The sequence below is a fragment of the Pseudomonas sp. N040 genome (assembly GCF_015637705.1).
Lineage (GTDB): Bacteria > Pseudomonadota > Gammaproteobacteria > Pseudomonadales > Pseudomonadaceae > Aquipseudomonas.
Map to the genome: position 1 here is coordinate 102,312 of NZ_JADOBE010000007.1, position 12,319 is coordinate 114,630.

The 12,319-nt window shown below is 59.9% G+C and carries 10 protein-coding genes and 2 pseudogenes; 3 read left to right on the forward strand and 9 right to left on the reverse strand.

Annotation, left to right across the window (positions count from 1 at the left end):
- Positions 1–3: 3 nt before the first annotated feature.
- A complete protein-coding gene (locus tag ISX93_RS11735) occupies positions 4–213 on the reverse strand; it encodes a YgdI/YgdR family lipoprotein (protein WP_195778913.1) in 210 nt (69 codons plus the stop codon).
- Between the two features lie 138 nt (positions 214–351).
- Between ISX93_RS11735 and ISX93_RS11740 the strand changes: the two genes are divergently transcribed.
- Entirely contained in the window at positions 352–966 is a 615-nt protein-coding gene (locus ISX93_RS11740; protein WP_229732176.1) for an eCIS core domain-containing protein, read from the forward strand.
- Between the two features lie 56 nt (positions 967–1,022).
- On the opposite strand, the pseudogene ISX93_RS11745 reads toward ISX93_RS11740, so the two are convergent.
- From ISX93_RS11745 to ISX93_RS11760, 4 genes and pseudogenes are all read right to left on the reverse strand, one after another.
- Positions 1,023–1,402: pseudogene (locus ISX93_RS11745) on the reverse strand (Y-family DNA polymerase); the annotation flags it as partial.
- Positions 1,403–1,890: 488 nt separating this feature from the next.
- The gene (locus ISX93_RS11750; RefSeq protein ID WP_195778914.1) at positions 1,891–2,559 is read right to left on the reverse strand and encodes a glutathione S-transferase family protein; all 669 of its coding nucleotides are present in this window, start codon (positions 2,557–2,559) and stop codon (positions 1,891–1,893) included.
- A 26-nt stretch (positions 2,560–2,585) separates the two neighbouring features.
- Entirely contained in the window at positions 2,586–3,731 is a 1,146-nt protein-coding gene (locus tag ISX93_RS11755) for a zinc-binding dehydrogenase (protein ID WP_195778915.1), read from the reverse strand.
- A gap of 146 nt (positions 3,732–3,877) precedes the next feature.
- Positions 3,878–4,257 (reverse strand): annotated as a pseudogene (locus ISX93_RS11760) (LexA family protein); the annotation flags it as partial.
- A gap of 200 nt (positions 4,258–4,457) precedes the next feature.
- Between ISX93_RS11760 and galU the strand changes: the two are divergent.
- Positions 4,458–5,297, forward strand: a complete 840-nt coding sequence (galU, locus tag ISX93_RS11765; RefSeq protein WP_195778916.1) for a UTP--glucose-1-phosphate uridylyltransferase GalU — start codon at positions 4,458–4,460, stop codon at positions 5,295–5,297.
- A gap of 171 nt (positions 5,298–5,468) precedes the next feature.
- Here galU and ISX93_RS11770 read toward each other — a convergent pair whose 3' ends face one another.
- Together ISX93_RS11770 and ISX93_RS11775 are read right to left on the reverse strand one after the other, a co-directional pair.
- Positions 5,469–5,891: a VOC family protein gene (locus tag ISX93_RS11770; RefSeq protein WP_195778917.1), complete on the reverse strand. Its 423-nt coding sequence runs from the start codon at positions 5,889–5,891 to the stop codon at positions 5,469–5,471.
- A gap of 15 nt (positions 5,892–5,906) precedes the next feature.
- The gene (locus tag ISX93_RS11775; protein WP_195779025.1) at positions 5,907–6,323 is read right to left on the reverse strand and encodes a copper chaperone PCu(A)C; all 417 of its coding nucleotides are present in this window, start codon (positions 6,321–6,323) and stop codon (positions 5,907–5,909) included.
- A gap of 347 nt (positions 6,324–6,670) precedes the next feature.
- Here ISX93_RS11775 and ISX93_RS11780 point away from each other — a divergent pair, with 347 nt between their 5' ends.
- Positions 6,671–8,737, forward strand: a complete 2,067-nt coding sequence (locus ISX93_RS11780) for an SDR family oxidoreductase (RefSeq protein ID WP_195778918.1) — start codon at positions 6,671–6,673, stop codon at positions 8,735–8,737.
- Between the two features lie 143 nt (positions 8,738–8,880).
- Here the strand turns inward: ISX93_RS11780 and katG are convergent, their stop codons facing one another.
- Together katG and tpx are read right to left on the reverse strand one after the other, a co-directional pair.
- Entirely contained in the window at positions 8,881–11,052 is a 2,172-nt protein-coding gene (katG, locus tag ISX93_RS11785; RefSeq protein WP_195778919.1) for a catalase/peroxidase HPI, read from the reverse strand.
- Positions 11,053–11,685: 633 nt separating this feature from the next.
- Entirely contained in the window at positions 11,686–12,186 is a 501-nt protein-coding gene (tpx, locus tag ISX93_RS11790) for a thiol peroxidase (protein ID WP_195778920.1), read from the reverse strand.
- Positions 12,187–12,319: the final 133 nt, after the last annotated feature.

Genomic DNA, 12,319 nt, shown 5'->3' on the forward strand with positions numbered 1-12,319 from the left:
CGATCAGCGCTCGAGGATCTGCTTGACCGAGGTCTTCTCGACTTGCTGGTCACGTCCTTCGCCGTCTTCAAAGCGGTACATGCCGGTCTTTTCATCCAGTTTGGGCTTGCTGCTGGTGGTGATCAGCTGGCCGTCGGTGGTGGAAATGATGTATTCGTGGGAACAGGCGGTGAGGCTGAGTACACAGCAGGCCGCGAGAATCAGTTTGCGCATGGTGGTTTCCTGGATGGCTGAACAGGCAATCGTGATCGGAGCGGCCGCTAAGCTAACGATTTTCTAGCGGCTTGCCAATTACCCTTATCATTGGCGGATTATCGGCCAGCTGGCCCGCCTTGCTTCCAGGAGTAGTGCTTGTTCCCGGTTTTTTCGCGTAATCCCTTGCCACTGGCCGCGCTGCTGGCCTGCCTCGGCGCAGCGCCGGTGGCGCTGGCCTGTCCGGCCGGCGAGTCCAGGGTTTGCCTGATCTCCTGCCTGTGCGTGCCCGGCAGCCAGGAGCAGATCGGCCCCCTCTACGAAGACCTCAGCCGGATGGCCGCCCGCGGGCTGCAAGCCTGGCTGGAAAATGCCCGGAGCAGCGCCGCCGCGGGGCGGACCTACGGCATTCCGCTGAATATCCGCGCCCAACTGGAGCCTTACTACCCCATTCAGGTGCTGGATAGCGCGCGCTACCAGGTCGGTGACGCGGCGCAGATCAACGCCGCCAACAGCATGTTGCAGAACCCCGATGTGAATGCCGTGACGCTGGTCGACATCATCGTCTTTCGCCACGCAGAGGATGCCCTGCACAATGTCGCGCTCTGGGCCCATGAGCTCAAGCATGTGCAGCAGTACCAGGAATGGGGGGCCAGCGGCTTTGCCACCCGCTATGTGCGCGACTACACCCAGGTCGAGGCACCGGCGTATGACATCCAGAACCAGGTGACGCAAGCCTTGCGCCACAATCTGGCGCAACTGCGGAATCCGTGATACGGCCTTGATTGGCAGGAGCGGCGCTCTCGCCGCGATCAAGCCAGCTCCGCGCAACCGGTCTGCTTCTGCCAGGGCTTGGCCGCATGATTGGCCAGTTTGGCCAGGGTCTTGCTGCCGGCAATGCCGACCCCTACCGGGATACCGGTCTTCTGCTGCACTTCGGCCCGCAGCGAAGGCCCAGTGCCTCAAGCTGCTCGGGCAGGCCACTGAGGTCGGTGAAGGCTTCGTCGATGCTGTACACCTCGATGGCCGGCAGGCGCGTCTCCAGGATGCTCATCACCCGCTTGCTCATCTCGCCGTACAGCGCGTAGTTGATGCTGAACACGGCAATCCCGTGGCGCTTGAGGTCGTGGCGGATTTCATGGAACAGCGCGCCCATTTTGACGAAGGGTTTGGCTTCGGCGGAGCGGGCGATCACGCAGCCGTCATTGCTTCTGAATGATGCTTACTGTTAGTAAGCCAGTAACACCCCGAAAATCAATGATGTTGAAGAACTAGCAGTTTTTACGGGAAATCGAGAGCAGAACAACGCTCATCCCCAATAAAATTGCTCATCTCCGTGATGACACCGAATCGGGTAGCTGACTCAAATCTACCCACTGCGGCCATTGCACTTCGTAAGTTGATGACCGGAGCCGCCTCATTGCTGCCACTCAGCCACCGACTCGACCAAGACAGCCCACGACCCAAAACGGAATTCAAAACGATCAGACTGACCACCTCACAGCGGCCACTCACTGATGTCAGCTATCTGGTGCCGGATGTCTTGAATGCAGCGCTTGCCGACACCGGGCTACGCCAGCTTTATGGAACCCGGATTTCCCCGCACCTGGGAGTAAGAAAGGCCACTACCGACAACCACTCTTTTGCGGATGTGGGGGCCTTTCCTCAAGGTAGCGGCTACGGCAACCGCAGCAAAAATCAGCGGACCCCGTATTTAGCCTGGACGGAAGCGATGAATTTGGGCCACTCGACGGCTCGTTGCGCTGCTATCGACTGTACATGCGGCCTCTCGCCCAGGCGCTGAAGCAAATCGGCGGCTTCAGGGAAGTCGGCCAGAAAATCGATCTCAAAAAGTTTCTTGCCGACTGATACTCCAAATTGAACGGAGTAAAAGAACACGATATCGGCCAAGGTGAAGGAGTCGCCTGCCAGGTAGGGTGAGAACTTCGCGTGTCGCTTCAGCGTTGCAAAACCGGCGATCAATTCGTCGCGAGCCTTGGCTTTGATGGCATCCGGACACTTCGCACCGAACAGGGCCTCCGGATAGCAACTGCGTGCCGGCAACTCAATGTACAGCTCAAGCTCTTTCATCAAAGCTCGCACACGGGCCTTCTCAACTGGGTCCTTGGGAAGCAGCGGAACACCATCGGTTGCTTCTTCAATATATTCGAGCAGGACGCTGCTTTCGTTCAGATAGCCGTTGGGCGTTTCCATGAACGGTACTTTGCCGCGCGGGCTTTTGGCGAGGAATTCGGGACTTTGGTCCGGATAGGTCAACACAAATTCGAAGGGTACGCCTTTTTCGAGCAGCGCCAGATGCACCATGTTGACGTAATTGCTGGACGGGAAACCGTAAAGTTTGAGCATCATTTTTTCCTCGTATTTCGTGAGTATCAAGCTGACAGGCCTTTTGAAGGATTGATCAGGTATTTGCCCCCGGTGGCGCGCTGGCTGTAGATAGCAATTTCATCGAGATGGAGCGCTTCGGCCAGTGACACCTCACGCGTGTAGTGGCCTGCGAACACCGTCTTCAGATTGGCCAGCACGTACGCCTGCATCTGCGCCCGTTCGCTGGCGCTAAGGGTTTGCATGTAATGCGTTAGCAACCAACCACTGATGCCAAAGGCCAAACCGAAGTTGAGCCGGATGGTGGTCGGGGAACGATCCAGCACCCCGTAGAGATACGCTTGCTTGCGTGTTGCCGAGCCATAGCGGCTGTAGGGCTCGGCTTTGATCAGTGACTGCTCCATGATGGCCATGACCTGCGTCAGCAAATCGCCCCCGCCAATCGGATCGAACACCAACGTCGCCCCCGTGGCGGCAATGGCTTGGGTAAGATCCTGGATGAAATTTGGCGAGGAGGAATTGCAGACCCACTCAGCACCCATTTCCTTGAGCAGATCGACCTGCGCCTGACTACGAACAATGTTCACCAGACTGATGTTTTCTTTCTGGCACAGCTTGATCAGCATCTGTCCGAGATTGCTCGCCGCGACGGTATGGACAAGCGCCTTGTGCCCCTCTTTACGCATCACGTCGACCATGCAAACGGCCGTGAGCGGGTTGACAAAAATTGCGGCCCCGTCAGCAGCCGTACAGTCGGCTGGCAGTGCGACACATTGCGCTGCCTTGGCACAGCGATATTGCGAATACATCTCGCCACCGAATGTGGCTACCGTCTTGCCAAGCAATGCTTGTGCTTCGGGTGATTGGCCAGCTTTTACCACCACGCCGGCACCTTCATTGCCCACGGGCATCGACTGATTGAGTCGGCCTTGCATGGCGGGCATCGCCGCCGCCGGCACGGTGGCAGTGACAACCGGAAATTCTGCTGTTCCGGACGCTTTCGCAGTCTTCATGTCTGCTGCGCCAAACAGCAGGTTGAAATCGGACGGGTTGAGTGGTGCTGCCTCAACCCGGATGATCACTTCATCTGCTGCGGGCTCGGCGACGGGAACTTGCCGCAGGGACAATTCCAGCTCTCCACTGTCTTTGATTAAAGAGTGCAGTTGCAATCCTGTGGTCGCTGGCTGTGTCATGGCATTCCTTGTTGATGGCTATTAGATTCGGCAGGTCTACGCGTTCTCGCGGCCCATCCGCAAACAAAGGTAGTAGATTCAGACAAATCACTACGGAGGAATATCAGTTTTCCGCAATTTGTGAATTTGCTCGACGATCCTGGCAACCAGACCAGCAGCTCGTCGCCTTCCATGACATAGCGCGGGTTATCCGAGCGCAGGATGATCTGCCGGCCTTCGCGACCCAGGCGCTTGACGAAGACTTCGCCATTCAGGCTGGCGACGATCACATCGCCCGGCTGGGCGCCGAGTGCGCGGCTGACGATCAGCAGGTCCTCGTCGAAGATTCCCGCGTCCTGCATGCTTTCCCGGAAACCCGGACGATGTAGGCGTGCGGAGCCTGGATCTCGAGCAGCTCGTCCAGCGAGATCATCTGCTCCATGTGATCCAGCGCCGGGCAGGGAAACCCGGCCGGTACCCTGGCCTCGAAGAGGGGCAAGAGAGAAGCGGCCGGTTCGCTCGAGCCAAGCAGCAGGGCATTGCTCATGATGGGGCCGCCCTGATGCTGGTCATGCATACAGTATTCTTGCTGGCGGGCAAGTCCAAGTCAGGACTGCCGCCCGGCGGATACGGCACTGGCCACGCCGGCTTGTTGATCTGCGGCATTGACCGCCGCCATTGAAAGGTAAAAGCTGCACGCATAGACTTGCGCCCGCATTTTCCAGTGCCATCTCAAAGGACTCCCACATGATCAAGAAATGCCTGTTTCCGGCCGCCGGTTACGGTACCCGCTTCCTGCCTGCGACCAAGGCCATGCCCAAGGAAATGCTGCCGGTGGTCAACAAGCCACTGATCCAGTACGGCGTGGAAGAGGCGCTGGAAGCCGGGCTGAAGGAAATCGCCATGGTCACCGGGCGTGGCAAGCGTGCACTGGAAGACCACTTCGACATCAGTTACGAGCTGGAACACCAGATCAAGGGCACCGACAAGGAGAAATACCTGGTCGGCATTCGTCGCCTGATCGAGGAGTGCTCGTTTTCCTACACGCGTCAGGTCGAGATGAAGGGCCTGGGCCATGCCATCCTGTCCGGTCGCCCGCTGATCGGTGACGAACCGTTTGCCGTGGTGCTGGCCGATGACCTGTGTTTCAACATCGACGGCGACGGCGTCCTGCAGCAGATGGTCAAGCTGTACAACCAGTTCCGCTGCTCGATCGTGGCCATCCAGGAAGTGCCGGCGGAAGAGGTCTCCAAGTACGGGGTGATCTCCGGGGAAATGATTCGCGACGACATCTACCGGGTCAACAGCATGGTGGAAAAACCCAAGCCGGAAGACGCCCCGTCGAATCTGGCGATCATCGGCCGCTATATCCTCACCCCGGATATCTTCGACCTGATTGAGCAGACCGAACCGGGCAAGGGCGGCGAGATCCAGATCACCGACGCCCTGATGAAGCAGGCCCAGGATGGCTGCGTGATTGCCTACAAGTTCAAGGGCAAGCGCTTCGACTGCGGTGGCGCCGAGGGCTACATCGAGGCCACCAACTTCTGCTACGAGAAGTTCTACAAGACCGGCAAGGCGTTCTGAGCGCGTCCTGTCTGAACAAAGCCACCTGCGGGTGGCTTTGTTTTTGGCGCTGCACCCGTTATGGGTTGAAGAGCGCTGTCGCAGGGTGGGCTTTAGCCCACCCTACGCCCACCCTACGCAGGCAAAAGCACGTTCAACCGCTGACACGGACAGCGCCTGTTGATAGCCGGCTCAGGGTATCGACATCGCCTCGGAACCAGGCCCCAGCGGCTGGCCGTAGCTGAACTCGACATAATTGCCGGCCGGGTCGCGCAGGCCGCAGTAGTAGCCCACCGGATAGGGCTCATCGCGTGGCGGCCAGATCAGGCAGCCTGCCTCGGCGGCTTGCCGCGCGATGGCATCCACCGCCGCGCGGCTGTCGACGGCAAAGCCGAAATGGCTGTAATCGGTGTCCGGCAGGTTGCGGTCGATGCCGCCGGGCATGATCACGAAGATGAACTGGTGCTCCTTGCCCGGCTCGCTCATCCAGACTATTTTCGCGCCCTTGCCGGCGCGCTCGTGGATCACCTGCATGCCGCAGAACTGCCGGTAGAACTCGATGCAGGCCTGCAGGTCGGGCACATGCAGGGCCAGATGGGTCAGGGTAGGGCGCATGGGCTCACCTCCGGATCAGTGCTCCAGGTGCTCTGCCGCCGGGGCCGGCGCGTCCTGCTCGACCTTGACCTGCACCTCGACCGCACCGGCCTTCTCGAAGACCAGTGTCAGCGGGAAGAACTCACCGGCGACCAGCGGTTGTTTCAGGCCAAACAGCATCACGTGATTGCCACCCGGCGCAAACCGGGCTTCGCCGCCAGCAGGGACGCCCACAGAGTCTACCCGCTGCATTTTCATCACTTCACCGAACATCACATGGGTATGCAACTCGGCCTTGTCGGCCATCGGGGTGCTGGCGGAAAGCAGCGTGTCAGCATTCGTGCCCTTGTTGTGAATGACCAGGTAGGCCGCGCCTGCCGGAGCATTGGGGGGCAGGGCGCGTGACCATGGATGATCGATGTACAACTCGCCGGCGGTGAACTCGTGAGCCATGGCAAATGAGCAAAGAACAGCCAGCAGGCTGGCAATCAGAATACGCACAGTCGAAATCCTCGGTCCGGGTGATTGGGGGCAAGCGTGTGAAGTCTACCTGTCAGCCTGCGCAGGAAACAGCATCTGGCGAGCGGCGTGACCTTGAACCCCGTGCATTGTCCGACAATCAATTGACTGGAAAACAACTGATAGGTGGTTTTTCACGCTTTTATGCTAAATCGGCAATTGCGCCTTCGATTGATGAAGCAGGCTGTTCTATGATCAACCCCACGCACAGCCAAGTGCTCGATTCTGTTTTTCCCGGAACACTTCCCTGCACGACACCCATGCAAACCAGGAGTTGCTGAATGAATTATTTCGTCACTGGCGGTACCGGCTTTATCGGTCGTTTCCTTGTGCCCAAGCTGCTTGACCGCGGCGGCAAGGTATTCATGCTGGTTCGTCCGGCCTCGCTGGGCAAGATTGATGAATTGCGCGCCCTGTGGGGCGTGTCCGCCGAGCAACTGGTTGCCGTGAGCGGCGATCTGCTCAAGCCGCGCCTGGGTGTTTCCAAGAAGGATCTGGACCTGCTGGACGGCAAGGTGAACCACTTTTTCCACCTAGCGGCGATCTATGACCTGGAGTCGGATGCCGACTCGCAGATCAAGGCGAATGTGCAGGGCACCCGTCATGCAGTGGCCTGCGCCAAGGCAATGAAGGCAGGATGCTTCCACCATATCAGTTCGGTGGCAGCGGCCGGGCTGTTTGAAGGTACCTTCAGCGAAGACATGTTCGAGGAAGCCGAAGGTCTCGACCATCCGTACTTCCGCACCAAGCATGATGCCGAGAAAGTGGTGCGCGCCGAGAAGACCATGGCCTGGCGCATCTATCGGCCGGGCATGGTGGTCGGTGACTCGCATACCGGCGAGATGGACAAGATCGATGGCCCGTACTACTTCTTCGACGCGATCCGCCGCATCAGCAAGACGGTACCGTCCTGGGTGCCGGCCATCATGCTCAAGGGCGGTGAACTGAACATCGTGCCCGTCGACTTCGTGGTCAACAGTCTGGATTACCTGGCGCACCTGCCCAAGCATGACCGCGAGACCTTTCACCTCACCGAACCGGAAGGAACCTCGGTTGGCGAACTGATCCAGCTGCTGCTCAAGACCGCACACGGCCCGTCGACCCTGGTCTGGGACAACGGCGTGGTGAACAATCTGAGCAAGCGCATCCCGGTTGGCCAACTGCTCAAGCTGGGGGCCGGCAACAGCCTGACCCAGCGCCTGATGAAGCAACTGGGCATTCCAGCGGATGTACTCAAGTTCGTCAGCTATCCGACCCACTTCGATTCCACCCGCACTGCGGCGCTGCTGGAAAAGGCTGGCATCAGTTGCCCGGCGCCGGAAGATTATTTCGCTGTGATCTGGAGTTACTGGGAACAGCACCTTGCTTCCGGGCACAAGGGTGGCGACGGCTTGAGTCTTGATGGGACGGTGAAGAAAATGCTCGGACGGAGTAATTCGCAGCGCCTGCGCAAGGCCGTTGAGGGCAAGGTTGTAGTGGTCACCGGGGCTACCTCGGGCATCGGCCTGGATTGTGCCACCAAGCTTTCCCACGCCGGGGCCACCGTGATTCTTGCGGCGCGCACGCCGGAGAAACTGGATGAGGAAGTGCAGAAGCTGCGCAAGGAGGGCGGTGATGTGTACGCCTATCCTTGCGATATCTCGGACATGGCCGACTGCGACAGGTTTGTTGCCACCGTGCTGAAGAACCACGATCACGTGGATGTGCTGATCAACAATGCCGGGCGTTCGATTCGCCGCTCGGTGAAGTACTCGTTTGATCGCTTCCATGATTACGAGCGCACCATGCAGCTCAACTACTTCGGGGCACTGCGCCTGATCCTCGGCTTCTCGCCAAAGATGCTCGAACGCAAGACCGGGCAGATCGTCAATATCTCCTCGATCGGCGTGCTGGCTTCGCCACCGCGGTTTTCCGCCTACGTGGCGTCCAAGGCCGCACTGGATGCGTTCTCGGTGTGTGCCGCGGCCGAGTTTTCCGACAGCAATGTGCGCTTTACCACCATCAACATGCCGCTGGTGCGCACGCCGATGATCGCACCGACCAAGCTGTACGATGCCTTCCCGACGCTGTCGCCGGACCAGGCAGCCAACCTGGTGATGAACGCGATAGTCGACAAGCCCAAGCGCGTCGCTACCGGCATGGGTCTGGCCGGCGCGGTGAGCCAGGCGATTGCACCCAAGGTGACCGAGTTCTTCCTCAACCAGGCTTACCACCTGTTCCCGGATTCGGCGGCATCACGCGGCCTGACTCCCGAAGAGGCGGCTGCGGAGAAAGCCGTGTCACCAACCAGCGCACTGGCACTGGCGCGCAAGATGTTCTCGCAGACACTGCGCGGCTATCACTGGTAACAGCGTTACTGGCGCCGGCACGCATGTGTCCTGGCGCCAGCCGGGCATGACCCACACGGGAACCCCCGTATTCAGGGCCTGGAACAAATAAAAAGGCTCGCCACCGGTAATCGGTGGCGAGCCTTTTTTGTGGCTTATCGGACTCAGGCGATATCGAACCGGTCTGCGTTCATCACCTTGGTCCAGGCCGCCACGAAGTCCTTGACGAACTTCTCGCGGTTGTCATCCTGGGCGTAAACCTCGGCATAGGCGCGCAGGATCGAGTTGGAACCAAACACCAGGTCGACCCGGGTAGCCGTCCACCTGGTCGTGCCGTTCTTGCGCTCGACGATGGCGTAGCTGTTGCGCCCGGTGGGCTTCCAGTTGTAGGCCATGTCGGTCAGGTTGACGAAGAAGTCGTTGCTCAGCACGCCCACGCGGTCGGTGAATACGCCATGCTGGCTACCCGCGTGGTTGGTACCGAGTACGCGCATGCCGCCGATCAGTACGGTCATCTCCGGAGCGGTCAGGCCCATCAGCTGGGCGCGGTCGAGCAGCATTTCCTCGGGCTGCACCACATAGTGCGCCTTCTGCCAGTTGCGGAAGCCGTCATGCAATGGCTCCAGTACCTCGAAGGACTCGACATCCGTCTGTGCCTGGCTGGCGTCGCCACGGCCCGGCGTGAAGGGCACGCTTAGCGCAACACCGGCAGCCTTGGCCGCTTCCTCGACGCCCAGGTTGCCTGCCAGGACGATGACATCGGCGATGCTCGAGCCCGTCTCGGCCGCGATCTTCTCGTACACCGCCAGCACCCTGGCCAGGCGTGCCGGCTCGTTGCCTTCCCAGTCCTTCTGCGGGGCCAGGCGAATGCGCGCGCCATTGGCGCCGCCACGCTTGTCCGAGTTGCGGAAGGTGCGTGCGCTGTCCCAGGCGGTGCTGACGCGCTCGCCGATCGACAGGCCGCTGGCGGCGATCTTCGCCTTGACCGCGACAACATCGTAATCCGAGCGGCCAGCCGGAACCGGGTCCTGCCAGATCAGGTCTTCGGCGGGCACATCGGGGCCTATGTAGCGGGCCTTGGGGCCCATGTCGCGGTGGGTCAGCTTGAACCAGGCGCGGGCGAAAACGTCCGCGAAGTAGGCCGGGGCCTGATGGAAGCGCTCGGAGATCTTGCGGTACTCCGGGTCCATCTTCAGCGCCATGTCGGCGTCGGTCATGATCGGATTGTGGCGGATGCCCGGGTCCTCGACATCCACTGGCTTGTCTTCTTCCTTGATATTCACCGGCTCCCATTGCCAGGCGCCGGCCGGGCTCTTCTTCAGTTGCCACTCGTAGTTGAGCAGCAGGTGGAAATAGCCGTTGTCCCACTGGGTCGGGTGGGTGGTCCAGGCCCCCTCGAGACCGCTGGTTACGCTGTCACGGCCAACGCCGCGGGTGACGTGATTGTTCCAGCCCAGGCCCTGTTCTTCCAGGTCGGCGCCTTCCGGCGCCGGGCCAAGATTCTTCGCATTGCCATTGCCGTGGGCCTTGCCGACGGTGTGGCCGCCAGCGGTGAGCGCTACCGTTTCCTCGTCGTTCATGGCCATGCGGGCGAAGGTCACGCGCACATCATGGGCGGTCTTCAGCGGGTCCGGCTGGCCATCGACACCTTCCGGGTTGACGTAGATCAGCCCCATCATCACCGCGGCCAGCGGGTTGGCCAGATCGCGCTCGCCGGAGTAGCGGCTGCCCTCACTGCCGGTAGGCGCCAGCCATTGCTTTTCCGAACCCCAGTAGATGTCCTTTTCCGGGTGCCAGATGTCTTCACGGCCAAAGGCAAAGCCGAAGGTCTTCAGGCCCATGGACTCATACGCCATGGTGCCGGCGAGTGCCAGCAGGTCAGCCCAACTGATGCGGTTGCCGTACTTCTTCTTGATCGGCCAGAGCAGGCGGCGTGCCTTGTCCAGATTGGCGTTGTCTGGCCAGGAGTTAAGCGGGGCGAAGCGCTGGTTGCCGGTACCGGCGCCACTGCGGCCGTCGGCGATGCGATAGGTGCCCGCCGCATGCCAGGTGAGGCGAATCATCAGGCCGCCGTAATGGCCCCAGTCAGCCGGCCACCAGTCCTGGCTGTCGGTCATCAGCGCCTTGAGGTCGCGCTTGAGTGCCGCGAAGTCGAGCGTCTTCACTGCTTCACGGTAGTCAACGCCGTGCAACGGATTGGTTTTGCTGTCGTGCTGGTGGAGGATGTCGAGGTTCAGCGCATTCGGCCACCAGTCCATGCCGGCTTTGGCACTGGTGGTGTTGCCACCATGCATGACTGGACATTGTCCAGCCGCATTCGAATTTTTCGGATCCATGTCGATCTCCTGATTTAACGCTGGACCAGCTCTGGACTGAGCTTCCGGAACTGATCGATTGGGCAGCCAGTCAAGCTTTGGCTGCAAACACTACACTTGAAAATTAGCAGATAACTTTTGATGAGATACCCACAATCCGATTGATGTTCTCTATCGGTGTGATGCATGCCGTGCCAGCCATGGAAAATGGCCCGGCGTGCAGCGTGACAACGGCAAGAGGGGACAGATCCCGCTGGTTATAAAGCGCTGGAACCGGCGAACCGATGTCGGCTCATCAAGGCCCTGACCGCAGAGCCAGGTACCCAGGCAAGTGCCGCAGCCGGTGTTCGCACTGGCAGTGGAACTCGGGAGCGTCTGCAGCACAGAGGCTTACGCGCATGGCGGCAGAGCGGGACCTGGACACGAGGCGTGGGACGATTGCCGAAATATCTGGCCGCTGCCAAGCGAGGCAAGGACAAGGAATGATTCAGGAAGTTCAACGCCCGCTTTATTTAACATAATATACATTATGCGAAGTTTTGGCTGTGTACCTGGCGAGCGATATAACGCCTGTGCAACACCCGCTTGCGCAGCAAGCGCCTTCGCTGCGAGTCGCCTGCCGGCACCAAGCCGGTCAGGCAACCCGTTCCTGATTTACTCAAGCGCGGCGATGGCTGCTGTGTAATCCGGTTCGCTGCCGATCTCGGCAACCAGTTCGCTGTGCAGCACCTTGTCCTGTTCATCCAGCACCACCACGGCACGGGCAGCCACGCCAGCCAGTGGCCCGTTGCTGATCGCCACACCGTAGTCCTTGAGAAACGCCTGGCCGCGCATGGTGGAAAGATTCACCACGTTCTCGATGCCTTCTGCGCCACAGAAGCGCTTCTGGGCAAACGGCAAGTCGGCTGAAATGCACAGCACCACCGTATTGGCCAACTGACCGGCCTGGGTGTTGAACTTGCGCACGGACATGGCACAGGTTGGCGTATCCACACTGGGGAAAATATTCAGGACCTTGCGCTTGCCGGCAAAGTTGGCCAGCGTGACATCGGCCAGATCACCGTTGACCAGGCTGAAAGCTGGTGCCTTCTGTCCTTTTACCGGTAGTACGCCATCAACATTGATAGGATTGCCGCGCAGCGTTACCTGAGCCATTTTGTGGTGCTCCCGAAATGAATTGAAGTCAAAAGTTAAGCACGGCCTGAGCAATCCGTCTGCCCGCCAGTGCGGATCGCGATGCAGGTACAACGCCGGAAAATGCTGCCGCCAAGTAGAATATTTCCTTTAT

Bases quoted from the DNA above. Each gene is read 5' to 3' on its own strand.
- ISX93_RS11735 (WP_195778913.1), bottom strand. From the start codon at position 213: ATGCGCAAACTGATTCTCGCGGCCTGCTGTGTACTCAGCCTCACCGCC.
- ISX93_RS11750 (WP_195778914.1), bottom strand. From the start codon at position 2,559: ATGCTCAAACTTTACGGTTTCCCGTCCAGCAATTACGTCAACATGGTG.
- ISX93_RS11755 (WP_195778915.1), bottom strand. From the start codon at position 3,731: ATGACACAGCCAGCGACCACAGGATTGCAACTGCACTCTTTAATCAAA.
- galU (WP_195778916.1), top strand. From the start codon at position 4,458: ATGATCAAGAAATGCCTGTTTCCGGCCGCCGGTTACGGTACCCGCTTC.
- ISX93_RS11770 (WP_195778917.1), bottom strand. From the start codon at position 5,891: ATGCGCCCTACCCTGACCCATCTGGCCCTGCATGTGCCCGACCTGCAG.
- ISX93_RS11775 (WP_195779025.1), bottom strand. From the start codon at position 6,323: ATGGCTCACGAGTTCACCGCCGGCGAGTTGTACATCGATCATCCATGG.
- ISX93_RS11780 (WP_195778918.1), top strand. From the start codon at position 6,671: ATGAATTATTTCGTCACTGGCGGTACCGGCTTTATCGGTCGTTTCCTT.
- katG (WP_195778919.1), bottom strand. From the start codon at position 11,052: ATGGATCCGAAAAATTCGAATGCGGCTGGACAATGTCCAGTCATGCAT.
- tpx (WP_195778920.1), bottom strand. From the start codon at position 12,186: ATGGCTCAGGTAACGCTGCGCGGCAATCCTATCAATGTTGATGGCGTA.